Raw genomic sequence first — 26927 nt, 5'->3', positions numbered from 1 at the left:
AAACACATTATTTATTGGCAGCGAGCTCGCGTTCGCGAATAATCGTTTTCATGCGGGCGATGTCTTTGCGCACTTGGCGGATGCGCGCCGTGTTTTCCAATTGACCTGTGGCCAGTTGGAAGCGAAGGTTGAACAATTCTTCCTTCAACGCTTTAATTTTTTGTTCGATCTCGGCAGTGGTCAACTCACGGATTTCTTTCGCTTTCATTACGCTTCACCACCAGTTTCTTCACGTTTTACAAATTTGCATTTGATCGGAAGTTTGTGAGAAGCGAGACGCAATGCTTCACGTGCCACTTCCTCAGAAACACCGCCCACTTCAAACATCACTTTGCCTGGTTTGACAACGGCGACCCAGCCTTCCGGCGCCCCTTTACCAGAACCCATCCGCACTTCAAGCGGTTTTGCCGTATACGGTTTGGAAGGGAAAATGCGGATCCATACTTTCCCGCCCCGTCTCATGTAACGGGTCATCGCCCGACGGGCTGCTTCGATTTGCCGGTTCGTAATCCAAGCTGATTCTAATGCTTGCAACCCAAATTCACCGAAATGAACTTCCGTGCCGCCTTTCGCCCGGCCTTTCATCCGTCCGCGATGTTCACGGCGATATTTGACGCGTTTTGGCATTAACATGATTATTTTCCTCCTTCCTCAGCTTTTTTCTTGGTCGGAAGGACTTCTCCACGATAAATCCATACTTTCACGCCGATTTTTCCGTACGTCGTATCGGCTTCTGCCGTTCCATAGTCAATGTCAGCGCGCAGCGTATGGAGTGGAACCGTCCCTTCGCTGTAATGCTCCGAACGAGCGATGTCAGCCCCGCCCAAACGGCCGGATACCATCGTTTTGATCCCTTTCGCCCCAGCGCGCATCGCACGTTGGATCGCTTGTTTTTGCGCCCGGCGGAACGATACGCGGTTTTCAAGCTGACGAGCGATATTTTCAGCAACAAGACGTGCATCCAAGTCTGGTTTTTTGATTTCTACAATGTTGATATGGACGCGTTTACCGGTCAATTGCGCGAGCGCTTTACGGAGCGCTTCCACTTCCGAACCGCCTTTCCCGATGACCATGCCCGGTTTGGCGGTATGGATCGTTACGTTGACCCGGTTGGCTGCCCGTTCAATCTCCACGCGGGAGACGGCCGCGTCTTGCAGGCGTTTGCTAATGTATTCACGGATTTTCAAGTCTTCGTGCAACAGATCTGCATAGTCTTTTTCCGCATACCATCTCGATTCCCAGTCACGAATGATGCCGATGCGCAGACCGATCGGGTTGACCTTTTGACCCACGGATTATCCCTCCTTCTTTTCTGAAACGACGATCGTAATATGGCTTGTGCGTTTGTTAATGGCGCTTGCCCGTCCCATGGCGCGCGGACGGAACCGTTTCAGCGTCGGGCCTTCGTCGACATACGCTTGAGTAATGACCAAGTTGTTGACGTCCATGTCATAGTTGTGTTCAGCGTTGGCAACTGCTGATTTCAACACTTTCTCAATGATCGGGGAAGCTGCTTTTGGTGTATGGCGCAAAATAGCGAACGCTTCGCCCACTTCTTTCCCGCGAATCAAGTCAATGACTAAGCGCGCTTTACGAGGAGCGATGCGAACGGTTCTTGCAACAGCTTTAGCTTGCATATCTAGAACCTCCTCTCATTACCGTTTCGTTTTCTTGTCATCGCCAGCATGGCCGCGGAACGTGCGCGTCGGCGCAAATTCGCCGAGTTTGTGCCCGACCATGTCTTCCGTGATGTAGACCGGAACATGTTTGCGGCCATCGTACACCGCGATCGTATGCCCGACAAACTGCGGGAAGATCGTCGAACGGCGAGACCACGTTTTGATCACTTGTTTTTGCCCTGTTGCATTCAGTTTTTCGATTTTTTTCATCAAATGCTCATCGCAAAACGGACCTTTTTTCAAGCTGCGACCCATAAGTGAACCTCCCTTCTGAATTGCGCTCGTTCATTATTTCTTGCGGCGACGGATGATGAATTTATCCGATTTGTTTTTCTTTTTGCGTGTTTTGTATCCAAGCGTCGGTTTGCCCCATGGTGTCATCGGCGATTTGCGTCCGATTGGCGCTTTCCCTTCACCACCGCCGTGCGGATGGTCAACCGGGTTCATAACCGAACCGCGAACTGTCGGGCGAATTCCCAACCAGCGGGCGCGTCCTGCTTTCCCGATGTTGACAAGTTCGTGTTGCTCGTTGCCGACTTCACCAACCGTTGCACGGCATTTGCCTAAAATCATGCGCACTTCGCCGGAAGCCAAACGAACGATGACGTATTTTCCTTCTTTCCCAAGCACTTGCGCCGACGTACCAGCTGCACGCACCAATTGTCCGCCGCGGCCCGGTTTCAGCTCAATGTTGTGGACGAGCGTACCGACTGGGATGTTCTCAAGCGGAAGCGCATTGCCGATTTTAATGTCCGCATCCGGACCGGACATGATTTCCATGCCGACTTTCAAGTTTTTCGGCGCGATAATGTAGCGTTTTTCACCGTCTGCATAGTTGATAAGCGCGATATTGGCAGAACGGTTCGGATCGTATTCAATCGTAGCAACGCGTCCTGGAATTCCGTCTTTGTCGCGTTTAAAGTCGATAATCCGATATTGGCGTTTATGGCCGCCGCCTTGATGGCGCACCGTAATTTTCCCTTGATTGTTGCGGCCCGCCTTTTTCTTTAACGGAGCAAGCAGCGATTTTTCCGGCTGATCCGTCGTAATTTCCGAGAAATCAAGCACCGTCATGCCGCGACGGCCGTTCGATGTCGGTTTGTACTTTTTGATCGCCATCGGAATGTCCCTCCTTCATCGTTTATGTTACACTTCAAACAGTTCGATCTCTTTGCTGTCCGGCGTCAGCGTGACGATCGCTTTGCGGCGGCGGTTCGTATAGCCGCTGTAGCGGCCGACGCGTTTAAATTTCCCTTTATAGTTCATGATGTTCACTTTGGCTACTTTAACGCCAAAAATTTTCTCGACGGCGTCTTTCACTTCCGTCTTGTTCGCTTTGACGTCGACCTCAAACGTATATTTTTTTTGCCCGATCAAATTCATTGTATTTTCCGTGATGATGGGGCGCTTAATAATGTCGCGAGGGTCTTTCATTATGCAAGCACCTCCTCTACTTTCTCCACGGCCGCCTTCGTAATGACGAGTTTGTCATGGTTGAGCACATCGAGCACATTGATGCCGTTGGCTGCCACCACTTTGACGCCAGGAATGTTGCGCGCCGACAGATATACATTCTCATTCAGCTCGTCGGTCACAATGAGTGCTTTCCGATCCACTGAGAGATTGTTTAAAATTTTGACCATTTCCTTCGTCTTCGGTGCTTCAAGCGACAATTGATCCAATACAACGATGTCGTTTTCGAGCACTTTCGAAGACAATGCCGATTTGATCGCTAAACGGCGAACTTTTTTCGGAAGTTTGTAGCTGTAGCTGCGCGGAACTGGACCAAAGACCGTACCGCCGCCGCGCCATTGCGGAGCGCGAATCGAACCTTGACGGGCGCGTCCTGTCCCTTTTTGGCGCCATGGCTTGCGGCCGCCGCCGCTCACTTCAGCGCGGTTTTTCGTTTTATGCGTTCCTTGACGCATCGAGGCGCGTTGCATAATCACTGCTTCGAACAACACATGCTTATTCGGTTCAATCCCAAAAACGGCGTCGTTCAACTCGATTTCGCCGACCGTCTGACCGTTTTGGTTGTATAATGCTACTTTTGGCATTACGTAGTTCCTCCTTTCTTGGCCGGATGTTATTTCGCCTTCTTCGCCGCTTTCACGGCGCTTTTGACGATGACTAAGCCTTTTCTCGGACCCGGCACATTGCCTTTAATGAGCAGCAAGTTGCGCTCCGGATCCACTTTCACGATTTTCAAGTTTTGGATCGTCACGCGCTCACCGCCCATGCGGCCCGGCAAGTTTTTCGTTTTGAAAACGCGGTTTGGCGCGATGGACCCCATCGAACCCGGACGGCGATGATAACGGGAACCGTGAGCCATTGGTCCGCGTGATTGACCGTGGCGTTTGATCGCCCCTTGGAAACCTTTCCCTTTCGAAATGCCCGTGACATCGACAATTTCGCCTTCGCTGAAAATGTCAACTTTCACTTCTTGGCCAACTTCATATTCATCGATGTTGGCGCCGCGGATTTCACGAATGAAGCGCTTAGGTGCCGTGTTCGCTTTGGCAGCATGGCCAATTTGCGGTTTATTGGCGCGTTTTTCGCTAATATCTTCAAAACCTAATTGGATCGCTTCGTAACCGTCGTTTTCGATCGTTTTCTTTTGCAGGACGACGTTCGGCGTCGCATGGATGACGGTTACCGGAATCAAATCGCCATTTTCCGCAAATATTTGCGTCATACCGATCTTTCTTCCTAAGATTCCTTTCGTCATGTGTCACACCTCCCAGTCGATCAAAGTTTAATTTCAATATCAACGCCCGACGGCAAATCGAGACGCATTAACGAATCAACCGTTTGCGGAGTCGGGTTGATGATGTCGATCAAACGTTTATGCGTCCGCATTTCGAATTGTTCACGGGAGTCTTTGTACTTATGAACGGCACGCAAGATCGTATACACCGTTCTTTCCGTCGGCAACGGGATCGGCCCCGACACTTTTGCCCCGGAACGTTTTGCGGTTTCCACAATTTTCTCCGCCGATTGGTCTAAAATTCGATGATCGTAAGCTTTTAAACGAATGCGAATTTTTTCTTTTGCCATTTGGTTTCCCTCCTTCTTCGCCTATTTTGAAAATAGACTTCTCCACGGAAATTTCCTGCACACCGCCGTGGCAAAGCGGCCGGGTGTGTCAGCAACCTTCCGCTTCATCGCAGTCAAAGACCAACATTTGATATTATACTGGTATGTAAGCAAGATTGCAAGTGATTTCTTTGCTTTTCCCACACTTCTTCTATTATACATAGCCGCCATCCCGTTTTCAACACAGCCGCCAATCTGACGGTCAAGATGGCATCAAAAAAAGGATGTCCATTGCTGGACACCCTTTTTTGCCGTGATTACTCGATGATTTCCGATACAGAGCCAGCGCCGACCGTACGGCCGCCTTCGCGGATCGAGAATTTCGTACCTTCTTCGATCGCGATCGGGGCGATCAGTTCCACCGTCATTTCAACGTTGTCGCCAGGCATAACCATTTCGACGCCTTCCGGAAGCGTGATAATGCCCGTTACGTCCGTCGTACGGAAGTAGAATTGCGGACGGTAGTTCGAGAAGAACGGAGTATGGCGTCCGCCTTCTTCTTTCGTCAGGACGTATACTTGCGCTTTGAATTTCGTGTGCGGCGTGATCGAACCAGGTTTCGCCAATACTTGGCCGCGCTCGACTTCATCACGAGATACGCCGCGGAGAAGCGCACCGATGTTGTCGCCGGCTTCCGCTTGATCGAGAAGTTTGCGGAACATTTCTACACCCGTAACGGTCGTCGTTTTCGGCTCATCCGACAAACCGATGATTTCAACCGGGTCGCCAACTTTCAACGTACCGCGTTCAACACGGCCTGTTGCAACCGTACCGCGGCCCGTGATCGAGAAGACGTCCTCGATTGGCATCATGAACGGTTTGTCCACTTCACGTTGCGGCGTCGGGATGTATTCGTCAACCGCATTCATCAGTTCAATGATTTTTTCTTCCCATTGCGGGTCGCCTTCAAGCGCTTTTAATGCCGAACCTTTGATGACCGGCACTTCATCGCCTGGGAAGTCGTATTCAGAGAGAAGATCGCGAACTTCCATTTCAACAAGTTCAAGCAATTCTTCGTCGTCCACCATGTCGCATTTGTTCAAGAATACAACGATGTACGGAACACCGACTTGGCGGGAGAGAAGAATGTGTTCGCGCGTTTGCGGCATCGGACCGTCAGCCGCCGATACAACAAGGATCGCGCCGTCCATTTGCGCCGCGCCCGTGATCATGTTTTTAACGTAGTCAGCGTGGCCTGGGCAGTCAACGTGCGCATAGTGGCGAGCATCTGTTTCATACTCGACGTGCGCCGTCGAAATCGTAATCCCGCGTTCACGCTCTTCCGGAGCAGCGTCGATTTGGTCGTACGCTTTTGCTTCGGCTTTGCCTTGTTTCGCCAAAACCGTCGTGATCGCAGCTGTCAACGTCGTTTTCCCGTGGTCAACGTGGCCGATCGTGCCAATGTTGACGTGCGGTTTCGTGCGCTCAAATTTCGCTTTAGCCATGAGAGATATCCTCCTTAAAAGTAAGATATGAATTTATATGGTTGGGTAAGTATAGGATGCTTGGGAACAAAATGTTCCCAAGTCTTACTTACATAAGTATTTATAGCGAAACTAGCAAGAGAAATCAATTATTCGCCTTTATTTTTTTTGATAATTTCATCGGCGATGTTTTTCGGAACTTCTTCATAGTGGTCAAACACCATCGAGAACGTTCCGCGTCCTTGCGTGTTCGAACGGAGCGATGTCGCATAACCAAACATTTCAGCCATCGGCACCATCGCCCGGACGACTTGGGCGTTGCCGCGCGCTTCCATCCCCTCGATGCGGCCGCGACGGGACGTGATGTCGCCCATGATGTCACCGAGGTACTCTTCAGGGATGACGACTTCGACTTTCATGATCGGTTCCAAAAGAACCGGATCGCACTTCGTCGCGGCGTTTTTCAATGCCAAGGAAGCAGCGATTTTGAATGCCATTTCGCTCGAGTCGACATCGTGGTACGATCCGTCGAACAGCTTCGCTTTAATGTCGACAACCGGATAGCCGGCTAAGACGCCGTTTTGCATCGCTTCTTCCAATCCAGCTTGGACGGCCGGCACATACTCTTTCGGAACAACCCCACCGACGATGGCGTTCTCGAATTCGAAGCCTTTGCCGCGCTCGTTCGGCGAGAATTCGATCCAAACGTGGCCGTATTGACCGCGGCCGCCGGATTGACGGATGAATTTGCCTTCGACTTGCGCCGATTTGCGGAACGTTTCGCGGTAGGCAACTTGCGGCGCCCCGACGTTCGCTTCGACTTTGAACTCGCGGCGCATCCGGTCGACGATGATGTCAAGATGCAACTCGCCCATTCCGGAGATGATCGTTTGGCCCGTTTCCGGGTCGGTGTGAGCGCGGAAAGTCGGGTCTTCTTCTTGCAATTTTTGCAGCGCTTGGCTCATTTTGTCTTGATCGGCTTTCGACTTCGGCTCGATTGCCACCGAAATGACCGGTTCTGGGAATTGCATCGACTCTAAAATGACAGGATGCTTGTCATCACATAGAGTATCACCGGTCGCCGTATCTTTTAAACCTACCGCTGCGGCAATATCACCGGCATAGACTTTCGAAATTTCTTGACGGTGGTTCGCGTGCATTTGCAGCAAGCGGCCGATCCGTTCGCGCTTCCCTTTCGTCGTGTTCATCACATATGAACCGGAATCAAGCGTTCCAGAGTAGACGCGAATAAACGTCAATTTCCCGACATACGGGTCAGTCATGATTTTAAATGCCAAAGCGGCAAACGGAGCGTCATCGCTTGCTTCACGTGTCACTTCTTCTTCGGTATCCGGAACGACGCCGCGAATCGCCGGGATGTCAACCGGAGACGGCAAGTAGTCGACAACGCCGTCAAGAAGCAGCTGAACACCTTTGTTTTTGAATGCCGAGCCGCAGAAGACCGGGAAGAATTCAACGCTGATCGTCGCTTTGCGGATCGCGGCCTTCAGCTCTTCCGCCGTGATTTCTTCTCCTTCCAAATATTTCATCATTAATTCTTCGTCCAGCTCAGCGACCGCCTCAATCAGCTTGTTATGGTACTCTTCTGCCATATCGCGGTATTCTTCCGGAATGTCAATGCGCTCAATGTTTTTGCCAAGCTCATCATGGTAATGGTACGCGCACATTTCAACCAAGTCGATAATGCCGGAGAATTGATCTTCAGCACCGATCGGCAGTTGCACCGGATGGGCGTTCGCTTGCAGGCGGTCATGGAGCGTTTTCACCGAATACAAGAAATCGGCGCCGATTTTATCCATTTTGTTGACGAACACGATCCGTGGGACGCCATATGTCGTCGCTTGGCGCCAAACGGTTTCCGTTTGCGGTTCAACACCCGATTGCGCGTCTAAGACCGTGATGGCCCCGTCCAATACGCGCAACGAACGCTCAACCTCGACCGTAAAGTCGACGTGCCCCGGCGTGTCGATGATATTGATGCGATGGCCTTTCCATTGCGCCGTTGTCGCCGCCGACGTGATCGTAATTCCGCGCTCTTGTTCTTGTTCCATCCAGTCCATCGTGGCCGCACCTTCATGCACTTCCCCGATTTTATGAACGCGGCCGGTATAGAACAAGATCCGTTCCGTCGTCGTCGTTTTCCCGGCGTCAATGTGCGCCATAATCCCTATGTTGCGAGTCTTTTCCAAGGAGAACTCTCTTGCCATAGTGGTTATTTTCTCCTTCCTTCAAATATGAAATATAAGTAGATGGCGCCGCCATCGATGGCGCAATCCCCTTGTCTTTGAAGTTGTCCCACGCGCGACCGGAAAGGCCGCAATATATAGGAAGATAGGTGAATAGGCAACCGCAGTGCCTCCTCACCTATTTCCTTTAGGCGGCGCTCCTTACCAGCGGTAATGGGCAAACGCGCGGTTCGCTTCAGCCATTTTATGTGTATCTTCGCGTTTTTTCACCGCTGCACCCGTGTTGTTGGCAGCGTCCATAATTTCATTTGCCAAGCGCTCTTCCATCGTTTTTTCGTTGCGAAGACGTGCATATTGCACGAGCCAGCGCAAACCGAGAGAAACGCGGCGGTCCGGACGAACCTCGACCGGAACTTGGTAGTTCGCCCCACCAACGCGGCGAGCGCGCACTTCCAACACCGGCATCACGTTTTTCAACGCTTGCTCAAACACTTCCATTGGATCTTTACCCGTGCGCTCACGGATAATATCAAACGCGGTGTAAAGAATTTTTTGCGCTTTTGATTTTTTGCCGTCGATCATAATTTTATTGATCAAACGGGTAACAAGCTTCGAATTGTAAATTGGATCCGGCAGTACGTCACGTTTAGCAACAGGGCCTCTACGTGGCATAGTGTTTCCTCCCTTCAGGAAAACATTCTCTTCATTTCATTATTTTTTCGCTGCTTTTGGTTTTTTCGCGCCGTATTTCGAACGACCTTGCATCCGGTTCGCTACGCCTGCAGCATCCAGCGCCCCACGGATAATATGGTAGCGTACCCCCGGCAAGTCTTTGACACGTCCGCCGCGGATGAGCACAACGCTGTGTTCTTGCAAGTTATGGCCGATCCCCGGAATGTACGCCGTAACTTCAATCCCATTTGTCAAGCGGACACGGGCGTATTTCCGCAACGCCGAGTTCGGTTTTTTCGGCGTCATCGTGCCGACACGCGTGCAAACGCCGCGTTTTTGCGGAGACGACACATTCGTTTGCTCTTTTTTGAAGCTGTTATACCCTTTGTTCAACGCAGGGGATTTCGATTTCACGACTTTTTTCTCGCGTCCTTTGCGGACCAATTGGTTGATTGTAGGCATGAAAAGATCCTCCTTTCGCATGTATCGTTTAAGCCCACATATCCAGGTGGTTCATCGTTTATGCAAATAAAGGTTTTAGGGGAGAAAGGCAAAACGTTACCGAAGGATCGCCACTGCAGCCGCACCGACTTGGATTTTGCACGCCTTGCCAAGCTTTTTCATCGAATCGACTTTTGTGACCGGCACGTTTGCCTCATTGGCGGCGGCGGTCACTTTTTCGATGATCGGCAAGTCGGCATCCTCCGCCACGATCACTTCCGCTGCTTTCCCTTCCTTTAAAGCCCTTATCGTTTGTTTGGTTCCAATGACAATTTTTCCAGCCTGTAATACTTTTTCATAAGACATGTAACATATCCTCCAAAGTACCAGGTTGTTGGAACACCTTTATTAGACTACCATTTTCTTTGTCGATTGTCAACTGGATTTTTCATTAGATGATGGCCGGCCAAGGAGCGCCTTAGCCGGCCGCTTGACTCGCGTTATTTGGACGACACCGTGTCGCCAGCCGTTTCCTTTTTGACGGCCGGCTTCACTTTCCGGTAGCGGGCCATACCGGTTCCAGCCGGGACGAGTTTGCCGATAATGACGTTTTCTTTTAAGCCAAGCAGTTCATCACGTTTTCCTTTGATCGCTGCATCGGTCAAGACGCGCGTCGTTTCTTGGAACGAAGCAGCAGACAAGAATGAATCCGTCTCAAGCGACGCTTTCGTGATGCCAAGCAACACCTGGCGGGCCGTCGCCGGCCGTTTCCCTTCGCGAAGAGCTTTGGCGTTGACATCGGTAAACTGGTGAACATCCAAAAGCGTACCCGGCAGCACATCGGTGTCGCCGGCATCGATGACGCGCACTTTGCGCAACATTTGCCGCACCATGACCTCGATATGCTTGTCGCTGATTTCTACCCCTTGCATCCGGTACACTTTTTGCACTTCGCGGAGCAAGTACTCTTGCACGGATGTAATATCGCGCACGCGCAACAACTGTTTCGGGTCGACCGAGCCTTCTGTCAGCTCTTGGCCGCGTTCGACGCGCTGACCTTCTTCGACTTTCAGCCGCGCATTGTACGGCGCTACATATGTCCGCGTTTCAACCTCACCTTGCACGACAACTTCATATTGGTTGTCACGCGTTTTGTTAATCGAGATGACCGTGCCGTCAATTTCCGAAATGACCGCTTGCCCTTTCGGGTTGCGCGCTTCAAACAGCTCTTGCACCCGTGGCAAACCTTGAGTGATATCGTCGCCGGCGACGCCGCCTGTATGGAACGTCCGCATTGTCAGCTGCGTGCCCGGCTCGCCGATCGACTGAGCGGCGATAATGCCGACGGCTTCGCCAACTTCGACGTCCATGCCGGTCGCCATGTTGCGGCCGTAACATTTTTTGCAGACGCCATGGCGCGTGTTGCAGGCGAATACGGAGCGAATCCATACTTCCGTAATGCCGGCTTTCATGATCTCATTGGCGATATCTTCGGTGATCATCTCGTCTTTGCGGACGATCACTTCGCCCGTTTCCGGATGGCGCACCGTTTTGTGCGCATAGCGGCCGACAAGCCGCTCTTCAAGCTTGACGACAACTTCCGTGCCATCCGTCAGCGCCCGCGCCAAAATGCCGCGGTCGGTGCCGCAATCTTCTTCGCGGACGATGACGTCTTGGGCCACGTCGACAAGGCGGCGCGTGAGATAGCCTGAGTCGGCCGTTTTGAGCGCCGTATCCGCCAATCCTTTTCGCGCGCCGTGCGTCGAGATAAAGTATTCCAATACCGTCAAGCCTTCGCGGAACGACGACTTGATCGGCAGCTCAATGATCCGGCCGGCCGGGTTGGCCATCAAACCGCGCATCCCCGCAAGCTGCGTAAAGTTCGACGCGTTCCCGCGCGCTCCGGAATCGCTCATCATAAAGATCGGGTTGCGTTTATCAAGCGACTTCATCAACCGGTCTTGAATTTTGTCTTTCGCCGCGCTCCAGATGGAGATGACGCGCTCGTACCGCTCTTCGTCCGTAATTAAGCCGCGGCGGAACTGCTTCAAAACCGTATCGACTTTCGCTTGCGCTTCATCCAAAATTTCTTGTTTTTCCGGCAGGACGACGATATCGGCCACGCCGATCGTGATGCCGGCCTTCGTCGAATATTGGAAGCCAAGGTCTTTCATGCGGTCGAGCATCTTCGATGTTTCGGTGATTTTGAACCGTTTGAACACTTCAGCGATAATTTGCCCGAGCACTTTTTTCTTAAACGGCGGCACGAGTTCGCGCTTGCGAATTTCTTCGCGCACGTTGACCCCTTTGTCAAGGAAGTACTTGTCCGGCGTCCGCCCTTCAATGTTTTCCGTCGTCGGCTCGTTGATGTACGGGAACGAATTCGGCAAAATTTCGTTGAAAATGAGCTTTCCGACGGTCGTTAAGAGCAGCTTGTTGTTTTGCTCTTCGGTAAACGTTTCGTTTTTCAGCGAACCGGCATGAATGGCGATGCGCGAATGGAGATGGACGTAGCCGTTATGGTAAGCAAGCAGCGCCTCGTCCGTGTCTTTGAACACCATGCCTTCGCCGATGGCTCCCTCGCGCTCCATCGTCAAGTAGTAGTTGCCCAACACCATGTCTTGTGATGGTGTCACGACCGGCTTCCCGTCTTTCGGGTTCAAAATGTTTTGCGCCGCCAACATCAACAAGCGCGCTTCGGCTTGCGCCTCAGCCGACAGCGGCACGTGCACCGCCATTTGGTCGCCGTCAAAGTCAGCGTTGTACGCCGTGCAAACAAGCGGATGAAGACGGATCGCCCGCCCTTCCACAAGCGTTGGTTCAAACGCCTGAATGCCGAGACGGTGCAGCGTCGGAGCGCGGTTTAACAGCACCGGATGTTCTTTGATGACATCTTCAAGCACATCCCACACTTCCGGATGGACGCGCTCGATTTTCCGTTTCGCGCTTTTAATGTTATGCGCCAACCCCCGCTCCACAAGCTCCTTCATGACGAACGGCTTGAACAACTCTAGCGCCATTTCTTTCGGCAGCCCGCATTGATACATTTTTAAGTTTGGGCCGACGACGATGACGGAGCGGCCGGAATAATCAACGCGTTTGCCGAGCAAGTTTTGCCGGAAGCGCCCTTGCTTCCCTTTCAGCATGTGGGAAAGCGATTTTAACGGACGGTTCCCCGGACCGGTCACCGGACGGCCGCGGCGGCCGTTATCGATCAAAGCATCAACCGCCTCTTGCAGCATCCGCTTCTCATTTTGGACGATAATGTTCGGCGCACCGAGATCAAGCAGCCGTTTCAGCCGGTTGTTACGGTTGATGACGCGGCGGTACAAATCGTTCAAATCCGATGTTGCAAACCGCCCGCCGTCAAGCTGAACCATCGGGCGCAACTCCGGCGGAATGACCGGCAGTACATCAAGCACCATCCATGCCGGGTCGTTCCCTGAACTGCGGAACGCTTCAAGCACTTCAAGCCGCTTAATGATGCGGGCGCGCCGTTGCCCTTGCGCCGTTTTCAGCTCTTCTTTCAGCGCGGCTACCTCTTTATCCAAATCAATGTCTTGGAGCAGCTTTTTGATCGCCTCCGCCCCCATCGACGCTTGGAACGATTGACCGTACTTCTCGCGATAGGCGCGGTATTCCTTTTCCGACAACAGCTGCTTTTTCTCAAGCGGCGTATCACCCGGGTCGGTGACGACATAGGATGCAAAATAAATGACCTCTTCGAGCGCCCGCGGCGACATGTCAAGAACCAACCCCATCCGGCTCGGGATGCCTTTGAAATACCAGATATGCGAAACCGGGGCAGCCAGCTCGATATGGCCCATCCGTTCGCGGCGGACTTTCGAGCGCGTCACTTCGACGCCGCAACGGTCGCAGACGACGCCTTTGTAGCGAACGCGTTTATATTTGCCGCAATGGCATTCCCAGTCTTTCGTCGGACCGAAAATGCGCTCGCAAAACAAGCCGTCTTTTTCCGGCTTTAACGTCCGATAGTTGATTGTCTCTGGCTTTTTGACTTCGCCATACGACCAAGAACGAATTTTCTCCGGGGAAGCGAGCCCAATTTTCATGTACTCAAATTTATTGACATCCAGCAAGGGGTATACCTCCCTTTTTGATCCGTCGGTTTTCCGTTCCCTCAAGCGGCCAATGGCGGGGAACAGCTCCCCGCCTGGCCGTTATGGCCGGTTTATTCTTTCGTCACCGCATCTTTCTCTTCGCCGGCTTCTTCCCGTTCGGCCGGTTTGACGTCCACCATGATGGCATCCGGTGCATGGTCATCATCATCATCATCAAAGTTTTCCATGTTGATTTCTTGTTCATCGCTCGTCAAAATCGTGACGTCCATGCCCAAGCTTTGCAGCTCTTTGATCAACACTTTAAACGACTCCGGCACACCCGGCTCCGGAATGTTTTCCCCTTTGACGATCGCCTCGTACGTTTTGACACGGCCGACGACATCGTCGGACTTGACGGTCAAAATTTCTTGCAGCGTGTATGCCGCCCCATACGCCTCAAGCGCCCATACTTCCATCTCACCAAAGCGCTGGCCGCCGAACTGCGCCTTGCCGCCAAGCGGCTGTTGAGTGACAAGCGAGTACGGGCCGGTCGAGCGAGCGTGGAGTTTGTCGTCGACCATGTGGGCAAGCTTGATCATGTACATGATCCCGACCGACACGCGGTTGTCAAACGGTTCGCCCGTCCGCCCGTCATACAGCACCGTTTTGGCATCGCGCGCCATGCCGGCTTCTTCGAGGATGTTCCAAACGTCTTCCTCCGTCGCCCCGTCAAAGACCGGGGAGGCGATGTGCAGGCCGAGTTTTTTCGCCGCCATGCCAAGGTGCAGCTCAAATACTTGCCCGATGTTCATCCGCGACGGAACGCCGAGTGGGTTTAACATGATGTCAATCGGCGTGCCATCCGGCAAGAAGGGCATATCTTCCTCCGGCAAAATGCGGGAAATAACCCCTTTGTTTCCGTGGCGACCTGCCATTTTGTCGCCCTCGGAAATTTTCCGCTTTTGCACAATATAGACGCGCACCAGTTGATTGACACCCGGCGGAAGCTCGTCGCCGTCTTCGCGGTTGAACACTTTCACGTCAAGGACGATGCCGCCGCCGCCGTGCGGGACGCGCAACGACGTATCACGCACCTCGCGCGCTTTTTCGCCGAAGATCGCGTGCAAAAGCCGCTCTTCCGCCGTCAGCTCGGTCATTCCTTTTGGCGTCACTTTGCCGACGAGCAAGTCGCCGTCTTTCACTTCTGCGCCGATGCGGACGATGCCGCGTTCATCCAAGTTTTTCAGCGCATCCTCGCCGACGTTTGGAATGTCGCGCGTAATTTCTTCAGGACCGAGTTTCGTATCGCGCGATTCGGCTTCATACTCTTCAATATGAATGGATGTATACACGTCTTCTTTGACGAGCCGTTCGCTCATGATGATCGCGTCTTCGTAGTTGTAACCGTCCCATGTCATAAAGGCGACAAGCACATTGCGGCCAAGCGCCAATTCGCCCTTATCCATCGACGGGCCATCGGCCAAAATTTCGCCCTTCTCAACGATATCGCCTTTTTTCACGATCGGCCGCTGGTTGTAGCACGTGCCTTGGTTCGAACGAACGAATTTCAGCAACCGATATTTATCTAGATCACCCTTGACTTCTTTGCCGTCCACTTCAATCAGCCGACGCACCCAAATTTCCTTTGCTTCGACGCGCTCGACGATGCCGCGGTGCTTGCAAATGACCGCTGCGCCCGAGTCTTTCGCCGAAACATACTCCATCCCCGTGCCAACGATCGGCGCTTCCGGTTCCAACAGCGGCACGGCTTGCCGCTGCATGTTCGCTCCCATCAGCGCGCGGTTCGAGTCGTCGTTTTCCAAAAATGGGATGCACGCTGTCGCTGCCGAGACGACTTGCTTCGGCGAAACGTCCATGTAGTCGACGCGATCGCGCTTGACGACGATGTTCTCGCCGCGGAAACGGGCGACAACGTTTTCTTCAAGGAACGTGCCGTCCTCCGCAAGCGGTACGTTCGCCTGTGCTACAACGTAATTGTCCTCTTCATCGGCTGTCAAATAATCGATTTGGTCCGTCACCCGCCCTGTTTCCGGATCGACGCGCCGGTATGGCGTTTCAATAAAGCCGAACTTGTTCACTTTCGCGTAAGTGGACAGCGAGTTGATGAGTCCGATGTTCGGACCTTCCGGCGTTTCAATCGGACACATCCGCCCGTAGTGCGAATAGTGAACGTCGCGCACCTCAAACCCAGCGCGCTCACGTGTCAATCCGCCAGGGCCAAGCGCGGACAGACGCCGCTTGTGCGTCAGTTCGGCCAATGGGTTCGTTTGATCCATGAACTGTGACAGCTGCGAGCTGCCGAAAAACTCTTTGATCGCCGCGATCACTGGGCGGATGTTGATCAGCTGCTGCGGCGTAATCGTGTTCGTATCTTGGATCGACATGCGCTCGCGCACGACGCGCTCCATGCGCGACAGGCCGATGCGGAATTGGTTTTGCAATAGTTCGCCGACCGAACGGAGGCGGCGGTTGCCTAAATGGTCGATGTCATCCGTATCGCCGACGCCGTGGAGCAAGTTGAAGAAATAGCTGATCGACGCAATGATGTCAGCCGGTGTAATATGTTTGACATCCTCGGCGATGAAGCCGTTGCCGATGACGTTGATCACTTTTTCGCCATCCGGGTCATTCGGGGCATAAATTTTGATCGTTTGCACCGAAATGTCCCCGTCCACCACCCCTTCGGCCGGGCGGTATGTCTGTAAGCCGACCCCTTTTTCCAAATACGGGAGCAGGCGATTCAGCGTTCGGCGGTCGATCATCGCTCCAGCTTCGGCGATGACTTCCTTGGTTTCGGGATCAATGATCGTTTCCGCGAGCCGCTGATTGAACAGGCGGTTTTTAATATGAAGTTTTTTATTGATTTTATAACGGCCTACGCTCGCCAAGTCATAGCGCTTCGGATCAAAAAAGCGCGACGCCAGCAAATTTTTCGCATTCTCAAGCGTCGGCGGCTCTCCCGGACGAAGACGCTCGTAAATTTCAATCAACGCTTTTTCCGTGCTGTCGGTATTATCTTTTTCAAGCGTATTGCGCAAGTATTCGTTGTCACCGAGCAGATCGATGATTTCTTGGTCGGAGCTGAACCCAAGCGCACGGAGAAGCACCGTAACCGGCAGTTTACGGGTGCGGTCGATGCGAACGTAAACGACGTCTTTCGCATCGGTTTCATATTCAAGCCATGCGCCGCGGTTCGGAATCACTGTCGCCGAGTAGCCGCGTTTGCCGTTTTTATCAACTTTGTCGCTGTAATAGACGCTTGGCGAGCGGACGAGCTGGGAAACGATGACGCGTTCCGCCCCATTGATAATAAACGTTCCGGTTTCCGTCATGAGCGGAAAATCGCCCATAAACACGTCTTGTTCCTTCACTTCGCCCGTTTCTTTATTGATCAGGCGAACTTTGACGCGAAGCGGCGCCGCATATGTAACGTCGCGTTCTTTCGCCTCTTCGACCGTATATTTCGGTTCTCCTAAACTATAGTCGATAAATTCAAGCGAGAGATTGCCGGAAAAGTCTTCAATCGGGGAAATTTCCCTAAACATTTCCCGCAACCCTTCATCGAGAAACCATTGGTAGGAGGACGTTTGAATTTCGATCAAGTTCGGCAATTCCAGCACTTCGCTGATGCGTGCATAGCTTCTGCGTTGGCGGTGTCGCCCGTATTGAACTAGTCGGCCTGTCAAGAGTGATTCACCCCTCAAATGTAGACATTAGTGAAAACCGGAACCGGAACAGCTCCATCATCCGCTCTGCTCAGCAATCAATGCCTTCAAGGCGGACTGGCCGCTCCGTCATTCCGGGGCAAAGCACTAGGCATGCATGCAGCCGGCCCCCGCCATCCGGGCGGAAACGGCTTCGTTGCGTGCACCGCCGTTTCATTTAGGGGATTTAACACGCTCCCGGCGCGAGGAAACCAGGCGTTGAGTTGAATGGAGAAAAAAAAGAAAATGGTTTCTATTCCAATAGAAAACCATATGGTTCGTTGTTTATTGATTTTATCATTGTTTCCATTGCGTCCAAAATTATACGTCATCCCCTCTGCACGGGAAATGTGCATATTTAGCATTTTATAATGCTACCACAATAAAAAAACGGTGTCAACATTTTTTCGCCTTTATGATATAATATCCTTTTTTCTTCGCGACGACTTCTACAGCGGGAAAGCATTCGTTCAGCTTTTGCAAGGCCGATGGGGCGCCTTGCTTTTTTTGAATGACGACCCATAGCTCGCCATGATCAAGCAGATGATCGCGGCTTTGTTCAAAAATCGCGTAAACGACCCGTTTGCCAGCCCGGATCGGCGGATTGGTGACGACCGCTGCAAATCGCTGTTCTCCGACTTCCGAAAAAAGATCGCTTTTGTAAATCACCGCATTGTCAATCCCGTTTGCCTGCTTGTTTTCCTGCGCCAGTTCGAGCGCCCGCTCGTTGACATCAATCATGTGAACGCGCCGGTTTGGAAACGATTTGGCCAAGGCAAGCCCGATCGGCCCATATCCGCAGCCGACATCCAACAAATCCCCAGCCACTCCCGGCTCCTCGAACGTTTCAATTAACAGGTGTGTGCCAAAGTCGACTTCGCGCTTTGAAAACACTCCGCTGTCGGTCGTAAAGCGGAATTCATGCCCCCGCAACACGTACGTCCACGTTTGCGGGTTTCGCTCCGACTTCGGATTGACTGAGTAATAATGCTCGCTCATCATCATCCCCTCCTCCTTGTCGACAGGCTGCACTGCCTTCCGTTATATAGTGTAACAAAAAAGAGGCCGTCCCTTGCTTCGGGCAAGCCTCTTTTTTCAATGGCGCAGCCATTACTTGATTTCGACTTTCGCGCCAGCTTCTTCGAGTTTTGCTTTGATTTCTTCTGCTTCTTCTTTCGCAATGCCTTCTTTGATCGGCTTCGGGGTGTTGTCGACCAAGTCTTTCGCTTCTTTCAGGCCGAGGCCAGTGATTTCGCGAACGACTTTGATGACTTTGATTTTTTGCGCGCCGGCGTCGGCAAGAATGACGTCGAATTCCGTTTTTTCTGCCGCTGCTTCAGCGCCAGCTGCTGCGCCGCCCGCGACAACAACCGGAGCCGCAGCTGTTACGCCGAATTCCTCTTCAATTGCTTTGACTAATTCATTTAATTCCAATACCGTCATGTTTTTCACAGCTTCGATGATTTGTTCTTTCGTCATCACAACTTCCTCCTTTGTTTTCTGAATGATTGTTAAGCACATATCGATGCGCCATTACGCGCCTTGTTCCTCTTGCTTGTCAGCCACCGCTTTAATCGCAAGCGCAAAGTTGCGGATCGGGGCTTGAAGAACGCTAAGCAACATCGAAAGCAACCCTTCGCGGGACGGGAGTTTCGCCAACGCATCGATTTCTTCTTTGCTGGCGATGTTCCCTTCGATGACGCCGCCTTTGATTTCCAATGCTTCATGCGTTTTCGCAAACTCGCTTAAAATTTTTGCCGGCGCCACGACATCTTCATTGCTGAAGGCGATGGCATTTGGACCGGTGAACACTTCATCCAGTCCTTCCAAGCCGACTTCCGCGAGCGCCCGGCGGGTCAAGGTGTTTTTGTACACTTTAAACTCGACGCCTGCCTCGCGCAGCTGTTTGCGCAACTCGGTCATTTCCGCCACGTTCAAGCCGCGGTAATCAACGATGACGGTTGCCTTGCTGGCCCGGAATTTGTCTGCGATTTCCGCGACCACTTGTTTTTTCAGTTCAATCGCGCTCGACACGTCCTGCACCTCCTGTAAGGAAAATGAGAGAATACCACTTATACCGTCTGCTCAATAAAAAACCTCCATGCCGCGTAGACATGGAGGTGTCGTTCAACGCACCGCCGCTCGTCCCCGACGCAGGGCGCGCTGTTCTATCGTCCACATACCTCGGTAGGAAATTAAGCCTCAAACAGGCACCTACTGTCTACGGTACAAATGATATTCATTTGTTCAGCCAAATGGCATTTTAACAGACGGACAAACAAAAGTCAACGGTTATTGTGCAACAGCAACCGTGGACGGGTCAACCTTGATGCCAGGGCCCATTGTGGATGTAATCGTGACGTTTTTCACGTACGTCCCTTTTGCCGCCGCCGGTTTGGCTTTCAAAATTGCTTCATAGACGGCTGCGAAGTTTTCAGCCAATTTCTCGTTGTCAAACGACACTTTGCCGATCGGAACGTGGATGTTGCCCGCTTTGTCGACGCGGTATTCCACTTTACCAGCCTTGATTTCTTGCACCGCTTTTGCTACGTCAAACGTGACTGTTCCGGTTTTCGGGTTTGGCATCAACCCTTTCGGCCCTAAAATGCGGCCGAGTTTCCCGACTTCACCCATCATGTCCGGCGTAGCAACAACGACATCAAAGTCAAACCAACCTTGCTGGATTTTGTTGATATATTCTGTATCGCCGACATAGTCAGCGCCAGCCGCTTCTGCTTCTTTCGCTTTTTCCCCTTTCGCGAACACCAACACGCGCGCCACTTTCCCTGTGCCGTGCGGCAGGACGACGGCGCCGCGAATTTGTTGGTCCGCTTTTTTCGGGTCGACGCCCAAACGGAACGCCACTTCCACCGTGGCATCGAATTTCGCGATGTTCGTTTTTTTCACGAGCTCGATTGCTTCAGCAATCGGGTATGCTTTGGAGCGGTCGACGAGTTTCAATGCTTCTAAGTATTTCTTTCCTCTTTTCGGCATGTGAAAAATCCTCCTCGGTTGTGGTTTTAGCGGAAAAACCTCCCACATTGAACGTTCTTCGCTTCTTTCGAAAACGAAGAAGCGGACGGATGCCCATTCATCAGGCCCGTCTTGCTGTTTTTGTTCATGGAGAGAGAGGTTGCCCAATGACGCAACCTCCCCTACAAACGACGCACCGGCTTTAGTCTTCAATCACAATGCCCATGCTGCGGGCCGTGCCTTCGATCATGCGCATGGCCGCCTCAATGCTCGCCGCATTCAAATCCGGCATTTTCAGCTCAGCGATCTCACGCACTTTGTCGCGTTTAATTGTCGCCACTTTGTTGCGGTTCGGTTCGCCGGAGCCCGATTCAATGCCCGCCGCTTTTTTCAGCAATACAGCGGCTGGCGGCGTTTTCGTGATGAATGTAAATGAACGGTCTTCAAAAACCGTAATTTCAACCGGAATGATCAACCCTGCTTGGTCCGCCGTGCGGGCATTAAACTCTTTGCAAAACGCCATAATATTGACACCGGCTTGACCCAACGCAGGACCTACTGGCGGCGCCGGATTCGCTTTCCCTGCAGGAATTTGCAGTTTGACGACCTTGATTACTTTTTTCGCCACGAGACACACCTCCTTAAGTCCGTGATGTGGTATTAGGGATTGCCCCTCCCACTCATCCGGCTCCGGTCTACTGAGCCGTTTTCCTATCTCCCGTTCAGTTGAGAGGATCAGCGTAAAAACAAAACGGCTCCCTTATACAAGTGTATAAGTTCACCGCCATATGTCTCCGTTTAAGAGACATACTGACTTTAAAATAGTATCACTTTTCCCTATCAATTGCAAGTTCTTTATCCATTAGATTTTTTCTATTTGCGAAAACTCAAGCTCCACCCGTGTTTCACGCCCAAACATATCGACAAGCAGCTTCACTTTATGTTTATCCGGGTCAATCGCTTCAATTTTCCCTGTAAAGTTCGCAAACGGACCTTCTTTGATCCGCACCGTTTCATTTACCTCATAGTCTACGTCAACCTCGGCAAGCGGCATGCCCATCCGCTTCAAGATCATTTTTACTTCTTCCTCCATAAGCGGCGTCGGTTTCGAACCAGCTCCGCTTGAGCCGACAAATCCAGTGACGCCCGGCGTGTTGCGCACGACATACCATGAGTCATCCGTCATGACCATCTCAACGAGCACATAGCCAGGGAACACTTTCTTTTTCGTCGTTTTCCGTTTTCCGTTTTTGACGTCCGTCTCCGTCTCTTCCGGAACGACGACGCGAAAAATTTTATCTTGCATTCCCATCGATTCGACGCGTTTTTCCAAATTGGCTTTCACTTTGTTTTCATATCCCGAATATGTATGGACAACATACCAGTTTTTCTCCATCAACAAGCCTCCCCAAGGCGGTTTTCGTTTTATTTTTTGCGCAAAACAAAAACCCGTTGCCGGGTTCCATACGCGCACGATTATCTTTCATTATAACATATCCTTCGTCCGCTTATTCAAACACGAGGCGAATCAACTCAGAAATGCCGAGGTCCACAACGGCAAAAAAGACGGTGAAAAACGCCACCGTGGCCAACACGACCGCCGTGTAGTTCACTAACTCCTTCCGGTTTGGCCAACTCACTTTTTTCAGCTCGCGTACGACTTCTTTTAAAAAGTTGATTACTCGCTGCATCACTCGTACCTCCATCATCGTTCAAAACTATCTCCACCGTCTATTTCGTTTCACGATGGATTGTATGCTTGTTGCATGTTGAGCAAAACTTGTTGGCCATAAGGCGCTCACCAAGGCGACGTATTTGTTTTGCTGCCGTATAGTTTCGGCTTCCGCACTGCGCGCAAGCCAGCGTCACTTTTTGGCGCATCAGCATTCCACCGTTCCTTCGAGATGTCCATAAAAATTTATCATATTGGCTGTTTCGCTGTCAATGACATCTTTTGATGCGGCGGCACGATGCCTACAAACTGATCTCGCGGTATTCCAAATATTTCTCGAGCTTCCGCTTGACGCGTTGCAACGCGTTGTCGATCGACTTGACATGGCGGTTCAGCTCTTCGGAAATTTCCTGGTATGAGCGTCCATCCAAATACAAAGCGAGCACTTTCCGCTCGAGGTCGCTGAGCAGTTCCGCCATCTTTAGTTCAATATCATCGACTTCCTCGCGGTTGACAATCAATTGTTCCGGGTCCGTCACCTGCGTGCCGGACAACACATCCATCAGCGTCCGGTCAGATTCATCGTCATAAATCGGCTTATCCAAGGAAACGTAAGAGTTGAGCGGAATATGCTTTTGGCGGGTCGCCGTTTTAATCGCGGTAATCATTTGCCTTGTGATGCAAAGTTCTGCAAACGCTTTAAATGAGGAAAGCTTGTCCCCCTTAAAATCACGGACGGCCTTATACAGACCGATCATTCCTTCCTGCACGATATCTTCCCGATCAGCTCCGACTAAAAAATAGGAGCGAGCTTTGGCGCGCACAAAGTTTTGATATTTATGGATTAAAAAATCAAGTGCTTCCCCATCCCCTTCGTGAACGAGCGCAACAAGCTGCTCATCGTCCAGCTGATGATAATCTTTCCCTTTCATTGCTTTCAAGCATTCCCCCACGCTGATCCCCCCGACCGCATCAATCGCTAACATGTATTATACAGGACAAATTTTTACAGCGTCAACCGCTCATTTTTCTCCTCTTCGCCATTTTTCAAAAATTTCAGCAATTCTATCATTTAGCGGAACTTTGGAGATCGGAGTGCGCTGCCGCATCGCTTTTACTTTTTGGGAAATGTCCCGCTCAACCGTCTCGACTTCATCCAATAGCTCGCGCGCCGACTTGCGCAGGGCGCCTTGGCCGAACACCGTCCATTGTTCGGTGTAGTCGGAGGTAGCGACATACACTTTTGTGCGCGCATTCATCAATGTTTTCGCCAACCGTTCAATTCGCTCATCGGCCGTCTCATGTTCCTTTGTAAAAATGACATCGACGTCGTAATGTTTATACTTTTTCTCGTTTCCTTGCACGAGGTGGGCATCGAATACGATCACGACATGGTCCCCGGTGAATCCTTTGTAGTCAGCCATTTTTTCAATCAATAAATCCCTTGCCGCTGCCAGATCGCCCTCTTCTTTCAGCCGGCGCAGCTCCGGCCACGCTCCGATGATGTTATAGCCGTCGACAATCAAAATGTTCATTCGCTATTCTCCCAACGGATACCGCTTCCGGTACACCTCGTACATGAGCAGGCTGGCGGCGACAGAGGCATTGAGTGAGGTGACATGGCCGCGCATCGGCAACCGGAACAAGAAATCGCACTTTTCAAGCACTAGGCGGCTGATCCCTTTTCCTTCGCTCCCGATGACGAGCGCCAACGGCATCGTGCCATCGAGCGAGCGGTAGTCGTCTTGAGCCGATGCATCCGTTCCGGCTACCCACACTCCGCGCTCTTTCAGCTCGTCAATCGTCCGCGCCAAGTTTGTCACACGCGCGACCGGAACGTGCTCAATCGCCCCGGTCGACGCCTTCGCCACCGTTTGGGTCAGCCCGACCGAACGCCGCTTCGGGATAATGAGGCCGTGCGCCCCGACCGCATCAGCGGTGCGCATGATGGCCCCTAAATTATGCGGATCCTCAAGCTCGTCCAAGATGAGAAAAAACGGCGCCTCGCCCCGCTCGGCGGCGCGAGCGAACAAGTCATCGATTTCATAGTAGCGGTAAGCCGCCGCCTGAGCGATCACCCCTTGATGAGCTCCTTCAGCCATCTGATCAAGCTTGCGCTTCGGGACATATTGGACGAGCACGCCCCGCCGCTTTGCCCATTCAAGCACAGGTTCGACGGTATGGCGCTGCGCCCCTTCCGCGATCCAAATTTTATTGATGTCGCGCCCGGCTTTGAGCGCTTCAATGACCGGATTTTTGCCGATAATGTAGTCCATCATTCCAACGCCCTTTCTTCCCTTTCAATAATGGCAAACGAACGGCCGATCAGCTCATCAACCCGCTTTTCATTATTAACCAAAAAATGATAACCGATGAGCGCCTCAAAGGCCGTGCTATGCCGGTATGTTTGTACATCCGTATTTTTCGGGATTGTGCCTGATTTGGCATTGCGGCCGCGGCGGACGATGTCCTTTTCCTCCTCGGTCAGGACGCCCTCGTCAAGCAACGCCAAAATCACTTGCGCTTGCGCCCGCGCCGACACATAGCGGACCGCCCGCCGATGCAGCTCATGCGGCCGCACGCTGCCGCCAGCAAGCAAATGGCGTCGCACATACACCTCGTACACGGCGTCGCCAATATAGGCAAGCGCCAGTCCATTTAACTGCTTCACATCGTTGACCATTTCAAACTCCGCCATCATCGCGTGCTATCCCCGTTTCCATCTCGTTCCTTGCGGCGTGTCTTCCAAAATAATGTTTTTCGCTCTCAACTCGTCGCGAATGCGGTCGGCCAGCGCAAAATCGCGGTTTTTCCGCGCTTCATTGCGCTTTTGGATCAACGCCTCGATTTCCTCATCAAGCAGCTCATCCTGCTTCAAGGTGAGTCCAAGTACGTCCGCCAGCTGTTCGAACTCGCGCAAAAACGCGTGAATGACCTTCTCGGATGTCGTTTTTTCCTGCAAGTACAAGTTAGCCTGCTTCGCCAGTTCAAACAATACGGCAATGCCGTTCGCCGTGTTGAAATCGTCGTCCATTTCACGGATGAACGAGGCGCGGATGTCGGCAATGCGCGAAACCCATTCCTCGTCATTGTCCGTTAAGTTCGTGCTTGCCTGCAGGCGATGCTGCAAATTGCCATACGCCGTCTTCAGGCGCTCGAGTCCGCGCCGCGCACTCTCAAGCAGTTCCTCGCTGTAGTTGATCGGATGGCGGTAATGCACCGACAGCATGAAAAAACGCAGCACTTGCGGGTCGATCTCCCGGATGATATCGTGAACGAGCACGAAATTGCCAAGCGACTTCGACATTTTTTCGTTGTTAATATTTAAATACCCATTGTGCAACCAATATTTCGCGAACGGTTTGCCGGTCAGCGCCTCTGACTGGGCGATTTCGTTTTCATGGTGCGGGAATGTCAAGTCCTGGCCGCCGGCGTGGATATCGATCGTATCGCCCAAATATTTGCGCGCCATCGCCGAGCATTCGATATGCCAACCAGGCCGCCCTTTCCCCCATGGACTGTCCCAACAAATTTCTCCTTCCTTCGCTGCTTTCCAAAGGGCGAAATCAAGTGGATCGTCTTTTTTCTCTCCAATTTCGATGCGCGCCCCAGCTTGCAGCTCATCGATCGATTGATGAGACAGCTTGCCGTATTCGCGGAACTTGCGCGTCCGGTAATACACGTCGCCGTCGACTTCGTAGGCATATCCTTTGTCAATGAGCGCCTGAATGAATTCGATAATCGTATCAATGTTTTCGGTCACCCGCGGATGGATGTCCGCTTTTTTGCAGCCAAGCGCCTGAATGTCTTCAAAATACGCCTCAATAAACCGCTCAGCGATCGCCGGCACGCTCTCGCCGAGCTCGCGGGCCGCTTTGATCAACTTGTCATCAACATCGGTAAAGTTCGATACATACGTCACATCATAGCCGCGGAACTCCAAATAGCGGCGGATCGTGTCAAAAACGATGGCGGCCCGAGCATTGCCGATGTGAATATAATTATAGACGGTCGGGCCGCACACATACATTTTCACTTTATTCGGTTCCAGCGGCTCAAACGGTTCTTTTTTTCGCGTCAGCGTATTATAAAGCCGGATGCTGCTCATACTCGTTCTTCCTTTCTTGTTGTTTCAATGCCTCAAGCTCGCTTTTCAGCCGGGCGATTTCCTCTTCAAGCTCCCGAAACCGGTCGGCGATCGGGTCAGGAAGGTCGGTATGGTTTAAATCTTTCTTCACTTTCACCCCGTCGCGCACAACGACGCGGCCCGGAATGCCAACGACGGTCGAATTGGGCGGTACGTCTTTTAACACGACCGACCCAGCGCCGATTTTCGAGTTTTCCCCGATCGTAATCGAACCGAGCACTTTTGCGCCGGCAGCGATCAAACAGTTGTCTTTGATCGTCGGGTGCCGCTTCCCTTTTTCTTTCCCTGTCCCGCCTAATGTGACCCCTTGATAGACGGTGACATTGTCGCCGATTTCGCACGTTTCGCCGATCACCACGCCCATGCCGTGGTCGATGAAAAAGCGGCGGCCGATTTTCGCGCCCGGATGGATTTCAATGCCAGTGAAAAAGCGGCTGATTTGCGAAATCAAGCGGGCAAGAAAGTAAAATTTCCGCTTGTAAAGCGCATGGGCGATCCGATGCGCCCAGATGGCATGCAGGCCGGAATATGTTAAAATGACTTCCAAATAGCTTCTCGCCGCCGGGTCTTGCTCAAAAATGACCTCAATATCCTCTTTTAACGTTTTAAACATCATGTCCTCCCTCCATCCCTCTAAGTTGTCTTGAATAAAAAAGCGTCCCTGTGCCGAAGACACAGAGACGCTTTTGGCGCGGTTCCACTCTGTTTAGCGAAACGGGGCGCCGTTTCGCTCACTCGATTCCGATAACGGAGATGCTCCGCTCCCCTCTACTGCAGAACGTCTCTGTTCCGGTTCGAAAGGAGACTCCGAGGCGCACTTCAGACAGCAC

31 protein-coding genes and 2 other annotated features (1 of these 33 only partly in view) are annotated in these 26927 nt (G+C 52.1%); all 31 genes read right to left on the bottom strand.

Features of this window, described 5'->3' with window-relative positions:
• Positions 1-7: 7 nt before the first annotated feature.
• Positions 8-208: a 50S ribosomal protein L29 gene (gene rpmC / locus QWV57_RS00690; protein WP_011229628.1), complete on the bottom strand. Its 201-nt coding sequence runs from the start codon at positions 206-208 to the stop codon at positions 8-10.
• The gene (rplP, locus tag QWV57_RS00685) at positions 208-633 is read right to left on the bottom strand and encodes a 50S ribosomal protein L16 (protein WP_011229627.1); all 426 of its coding nucleotides are present in this window, start codon (positions 631-633) and stop codon (positions 208-210) included. The genes rpmC and rplP overlap by 1 nt, the downstream gene beginning before the upstream one ends.
• 2 nt (positions 634-635) lie before the next feature.
• On the bottom strand, positions 636-1292 hold the full coding sequence (rpsC, locus tag QWV57_RS00680; RefSeq protein ID WP_011229626.1) for a 30S ribosomal protein S3: 657 nt from the start codon (positions 1290-1292) through the stop codon (positions 636-638).
• Between the two features lie 3 nt (positions 1293-1295).
• Complete coding sequence (gene rplV / locus QWV57_RS00675; protein ID WP_011229625.1) at positions 1296-1637, bottom strand: 50S ribosomal protein L22; 342 nt, start codon at positions 1635-1637, stop codon at positions 1296-1298.
• Positions 1638-1655: 18 nt separating this feature from the next.
• Complete coding sequence (gene rpsS, locus QWV57_RS00670) at positions 1656-1934, bottom strand: 30S ribosomal protein S19 (protein WP_011229624.1); 279 nt, start codon at positions 1932-1934, stop codon at positions 1656-1658.
• A 33-nt stretch (positions 1935-1967) separates the two neighbouring features.
• The gene (gene rplB / locus QWV57_RS00665; RefSeq protein ID WP_011229623.1) at positions 1968-2798 is read right to left on the bottom strand and encodes a 50S ribosomal protein L2; all 831 of its coding nucleotides are present in this window, start codon (positions 2796-2798) and stop codon (positions 1968-1970) included.
• Positions 2799-2825: 27 nt separating this feature from the next.
• A complete protein-coding gene (gene rplW, locus QWV57_RS00660) occupies positions 2826-3113 on the bottom strand; it encodes a 50S ribosomal protein L23 (RefSeq protein ID WP_011229622.1) in 288 nt (95 codons plus the stop codon).
• Positions 3113-3736 (bottom strand): 50S ribosomal protein L4, encoded by a 624-nt coding sequence (rplD, locus tag QWV57_RS00655; RefSeq protein WP_011229621.1) that lies wholly within the window; start codon positions 3734-3736, stop codon positions 3113-3115. The genes rplW and rplD overlap by 1 nt, the downstream gene beginning before the upstream one ends.
• Before the next feature lie 29 nt (positions 3737-3765).
• Entirely contained in the window at positions 3766-4407 is a 642-nt protein-coding gene (rplC, locus tag QWV57_RS00650) for a 50S ribosomal protein L3 (protein ID WP_011229620.1), read from the bottom strand.
• Positions 4408-4427: 20 nt separating this feature from the next.
• The gene (gene rpsJ, locus QWV57_RS00645; RefSeq protein WP_008881945.1) at positions 4428-4736 is read right to left on the bottom strand and encodes a 30S ribosomal protein S10; all 309 of its coding nucleotides are present in this window, start codon (positions 4734-4736) and stop codon (positions 4428-4430) included.
• 296 nt (positions 4737-5032) lie between these two features.
• Positions 5033-6220, bottom strand: coding sequence for an elongation factor Tu (gene tuf, locus QWV57_RS00640; RefSeq protein ID WP_011229619.1), 1188 nt, complete (start codon positions 6218-6220; stop codon positions 5033-5035).
• 128 nt (positions 6221-6348) lie between these two features.
• On the bottom strand, positions 6349-8427 hold the full coding sequence (fusA, locus tag QWV57_RS00635; protein WP_060788513.1) for an elongation factor G: 2079 nt from the start codon (positions 8425-8427) through the stop codon (positions 6349-6351).
• 180 nt (positions 8428-8607) lie between these two features.
• A complete protein-coding gene (gene rpsG / locus QWV57_RS00630; protein WP_011229617.1) occupies positions 8608-9078 on the bottom strand; it encodes a 30S ribosomal protein S7 in 471 nt (156 codons plus the stop codon).
• 39 nt (positions 9079-9117) lie between these two features.
• Positions 9118-9540 carry a 30S ribosomal protein S12 gene (rpsL, locus tag QWV57_RS00625; protein ID WP_011229616.1) on the bottom strand — a complete coding sequence of 141 codons (423 nt, stop codon included), beginning with the start codon at positions 9538-9540 and terminating at the stop codon, positions 9118-9120.
• A gap of 96 nt (positions 9541-9636) precedes the next feature.
• On the bottom strand, positions 9637-9885 hold the full coding sequence (locus QWV57_RS00620) for a 50S ribosomal protein L7ae-like protein (protein WP_011229615.1): 249 nt from the start codon (positions 9883-9885) through the stop codon (positions 9637-9639).
• A 134-nt stretch (positions 9886-10019) separates the two neighbouring features.
• Positions 10020-13619 (bottom strand): DNA-directed RNA polymerase subunit beta', encoded by a 3600-nt coding sequence (gene rpoC / locus QWV57_RS00615; RefSeq protein ID WP_025950559.1) that lies wholly within the window; start codon positions 13617-13619, stop codon positions 10020-10022.
• Between the two features lie 92 nt (positions 13620-13711).
• Positions 13712-17287: a DNA-directed RNA polymerase subunit beta gene (rpoB, locus tag QWV57_RS00610; protein ID WP_015373724.1), complete on the bottom strand. Its 3576-nt coding sequence runs from the start codon at positions 17285-17287 to the stop codon at positions 13712-13714.
• Positions 17288-17701: 414 nt separating this feature from the next.
• On the bottom strand, positions 17702-18304 hold the full coding sequence (locus tag QWV57_RS00605) for a class I SAM-dependent methyltransferase (RefSeq protein ID WP_301100178.1): 603 nt from the start codon (positions 18302-18304) through the stop codon (positions 17702-17704).
• Positions 18305-18415: 111 nt separating this feature from the next.
• Complete coding sequence (rplL, locus tag QWV57_RS00600) at positions 18416-18784, bottom strand: 50S ribosomal protein L7/L12 (RefSeq protein WP_012820484.1); 369 nt, start codon at positions 18782-18784, stop codon at positions 18416-18418.
• A gap of 54 nt (positions 18785-18838) precedes the next feature.
• The gene (rplJ, locus tag QWV57_RS00595; RefSeq protein ID WP_011229610.1) at positions 18839-19339 is read right to left on the bottom strand and encodes a 50S ribosomal protein L10; all 501 of its coding nucleotides are present in this window, start codon (positions 19337-19339) and stop codon (positions 18839-18841) included.
• A 47-nt stretch (positions 19340-19386) separates the two neighbouring features.
• Positions 19387-19550, bottom strand: a sequence feature (ribosomal protein L10 leader region).
• A 47-nt stretch (positions 19551-19597) separates the two neighbouring features.
• Positions 19598-20299, bottom strand: coding sequence for a 50S ribosomal protein L1 (rplA, locus tag QWV57_RS00590; RefSeq protein ID WP_012820483.1), 702 nt, complete (start codon positions 20297-20299; stop codon positions 19598-19600).
• A gap of 181 nt (positions 20300-20480) precedes the next feature.
• Positions 20481-20906 (bottom strand): 50S ribosomal protein L11, encoded by a 426-nt coding sequence (gene rplK, locus QWV57_RS00585; protein WP_011229608.1) that lies wholly within the window; start codon positions 20904-20906, stop codon positions 20481-20483.
• Between the two features lie 234 nt (positions 20907-21140).
• Entirely contained in the window at positions 21141-21674 is a 534-nt protein-coding gene (nusG, locus tag QWV57_RS00580) for a transcription termination/antitermination protein NusG (RefSeq protein WP_012820482.1), read from the bottom strand.
• 112 nt (positions 21675-21786) lie between these two features.
• The gene (gene secE, locus QWV57_RS00575) at positions 21787-21969 is read right to left on the bottom strand and encodes a preprotein translocase subunit SecE (protein WP_012820481.1); all 183 of its coding nucleotides are present in this window, start codon (positions 21967-21969) and stop codon (positions 21787-21789) included.
• Positions 21970-22009: 40 nt separating this feature from the next.
• On the bottom strand, positions 22010-22159 hold the full coding sequence (rpmG, locus tag QWV57_RS00570; RefSeq protein ID WP_012820480.1) for a 50S ribosomal protein L33: 150 nt from the start codon (positions 22157-22159) through the stop codon (positions 22010-22012).
• A 93-nt stretch (positions 22160-22252) separates the two neighbouring features.
• Entirely contained in the window at positions 22253-22936 is a 684-nt protein-coding gene (gene sigH / locus QWV57_RS00565; RefSeq protein ID WP_013143979.1) for an RNA polymerase sporulation sigma factor SigH, read from the bottom strand.
• 36 nt (positions 22937-22972) lie between these two features.
• Positions 22973-23485 (bottom strand): NYN domain-containing protein, encoded by a 513-nt coding sequence (locus QWV57_RS00560; protein ID WP_012820478.1) that lies wholly within the window; start codon positions 23483-23485, stop codon positions 22973-22975.
• 3 nt (positions 23486-23488) lie between these two features.
• A complete protein-coding gene (rlmB, locus tag QWV57_RS00555) occupies positions 23489-24226 on the bottom strand; it encodes a 23S rRNA (guanosine(2251)-2'-O)-methyltransferase RlmB (protein ID WP_011229602.1) in 738 nt (245 codons plus the stop codon).
• Complete coding sequence (locus QWV57_RS00550) at positions 24226-24651, bottom strand: Mini-ribonuclease 3 (RefSeq protein ID WP_060788770.1); 426 nt, start codon at positions 24649-24651, stop codon at positions 24226-24228. The genes rlmB and QWV57_RS00550 overlap by 1 nt, the downstream gene beginning before the upstream one ends.
• A 6-nt stretch (positions 24652-24657) precedes the next feature.
• On the bottom strand, positions 24658-26058 hold the full coding sequence (cysS, locus tag QWV57_RS00545; protein WP_014194590.1) for a cysteine--tRNA ligase: 1401 nt from the start codon (positions 26056-26058) through the stop codon (positions 24658-24660).
• Positions 26036-26746 carry a serine O-acetyltransferase gene (gene cysE / locus QWV57_RS00540; RefSeq protein ID WP_235048601.1) on the bottom strand — a complete coding sequence of 237 codons (711 nt, stop codon included), beginning with the start codon at positions 26744-26746 and terminating at the stop codon, positions 26036-26038. Before cysE ends, cysS begins: the two co-directional genes overlap by 23 nt.
• A 24-nt stretch (positions 26747-26770) precedes the next feature.
• Positions 26771-26927: a binding site (T-box leader), on the bottom strand; it runs 79 nt beyond the window's last position.

The sequence above is a fragment of the Geobacillus zalihae genome (genome assembly GCF_030414215.1).
GTDB lineage: Bacteria > Bacillota > Bacilli > Bacillales > Anoxybacillaceae > Geobacillus > Geobacillus zalihae.
The sequence above is the reverse complement of the archived record's forward strand: the minus strand, read 5'-3'. Positions and strand labels throughout refer to the sequence as shown.

What these genes read in the sequence shown, in the direction of transcription:
- rpmC (WP_011229628.1), bottom strand. Translation starts at nt 208, where the DNA reads ATGAAAGCGAAAGAAATCCGTGAGTTGACCACTGCCGAGATCGAACAA.
- rplP (WP_011229627.1), bottom strand. Translation starts at nt 633, where the DNA reads ATGTTAATGCCAAAACGCGTCAAATATCGCCGTGAACATCGCGGACGG.
- rplV (WP_011229625.1), bottom strand. Translation starts at nt 1,637, where the DNA reads ATGCAAGCTAAAGCTGTTGCAAGAACCGTTCGCATCGCTCCTCGTAAA.
- rpsS (WP_011229624.1), bottom strand. Translation starts at nt 1,934, where the DNA reads ATGGGTCGCAGCTTGAAAAAAGGTCCGTTTTGCGATGAGCATTTGATG.
- rplB (WP_011229623.1), bottom strand. Translation starts at nt 2,798, where the DNA reads ATGGCGATCAAAAAGTACAAACCGACATCGAACGGCCGTCGCGGCATG.
- rplW (WP_011229622.1), bottom strand. Translation starts at nt 3,113, where the DNA reads ATGAAAGACCCTCGCGACATTATTAAGCGCCCCATCATCACGGAAAAT.
- rplD (WP_011229621.1), bottom strand. Translation starts at nt 3,736, where the DNA reads ATGCCAAAAGTAGCATTATACAACCAAAACGGTCAGACGGTCGGCGAA.
- rplC (WP_011229620.1), bottom strand. Translation starts at nt 4,407, where the DNA reads ATGACGAAAGGAATCTTAGGAAGAAAGATCGGTATGACGCAAATATTT.
- rpsJ (WP_008881945.1), bottom strand. Translation starts at nt 4,736, where the DNA reads ATGGCAAAAGAAAAAATTCGCATTCGTTTAAAAGCTTACGATCATCGA.
- tuf (WP_011229619.1), bottom strand. Translation starts at nt 6,220, where the DNA reads ATGGCTAAAGCGAAATTTGAGCGCACGAAACCGCACGTCAACATTGGC.
- fusA (WP_060788513.1), bottom strand. Translation starts at nt 8,427, where the DNA reads ATGGCAAGAGAGTTCTCCTTGGAAAAGACTCGCAACATAGGGATTATG.
- rpsG (WP_011229617.1), bottom strand. Translation starts at nt 9,078, where the DNA reads ATGCCACGTAGAGGCCCTGTTGCTAAACGTGACGTACTGCCGGATCCA.
- rpsL (WP_011229616.1), bottom strand. Translation starts at nt 9,540, where the DNA reads ATGCCTACAATCAACCAATTGGTCCGCAAAGGACGCGAGAAAAAAGTC.
- QWV57_RS00620 (WP_011229615.1), bottom strand. Translation starts at nt 9,885, where the DNA reads ATGTCTTATGAAAAAGTATTACAGGCTGGAAAAATTGTCATTGGAACC.
- QWV57_RS00605 (WP_301100178.1), bottom strand. Translation starts at nt 18,304, where the DNA reads ATGAGCGAGCATTATTACTCAGTCAATCCGAAGTCGGAGCGAAACCCG.
- rplL (WP_012820484.1), bottom strand. Translation starts at nt 18,784, where the DNA reads ATGACGAAAGAACAAATCATCGAAGCTGTGAAAAACATGACGGTATTG.
- rplA (WP_012820483.1), bottom strand. Translation starts at nt 20,299, where the DNA reads ATGCCGAAAAGAGGAAAGAAATACTTAGAAGCATTGAAACTCGTCGAC.
- nusG (WP_012820482.1), bottom strand. Translation starts at nt 21,674, where the DNA reads ATGGAGAAAAACTGGTATGTTGTCCATACATATTCGGGATATGAAAAC.
- secE (WP_012820481.1), bottom strand. Translation starts at nt 21,969, where the DNA reads ATGCAGCGAGTAATCAACTTTTTAAAAGAAGTCGTACGCGAGCTGAAA.
- rpmG (WP_012820480.1), bottom strand. Translation starts at nt 22,159, where the DNA reads ATGCGCCAAAAAGTGACGCTGGCTTGCGCGCAGTGCGGAAGCCGAAAC.
- sigH (WP_013143979.1), bottom strand. Translation starts at nt 22,936, where the DNA reads ATGTTAGCGATTGATGCGGTCGGGGGGATCAGCGTGGGGGAATGCTTG.
- QWV57_RS00560 (WP_012820478.1), bottom strand. Translation starts at nt 23,485, where the DNA reads ATGAACATTTTGATTGTCGACGGCTATAACATCATCGGAGCGTGGCCG.
- rlmB (WP_011229602.1), bottom strand. Translation starts at nt 24,226, where the DNA reads ATGGACTACATTATCGGCAAAAATCCGGTCATTGAAGCGCTCAAAGCC.
- QWV57_RS00550 (WP_060788770.1), bottom strand. Translation starts at nt 24,651, where the DNA reads ATGATGGCGGAGTTTGAAATGGTCAACGATGTGAAGCAGTTAAATGGA.
- cysS (WP_014194590.1), bottom strand. Translation starts at nt 26,058, where the DNA reads ATGAGCAGCATCCGGCTTTATAATACGCTGACGCGAAAAAAAGAACCG.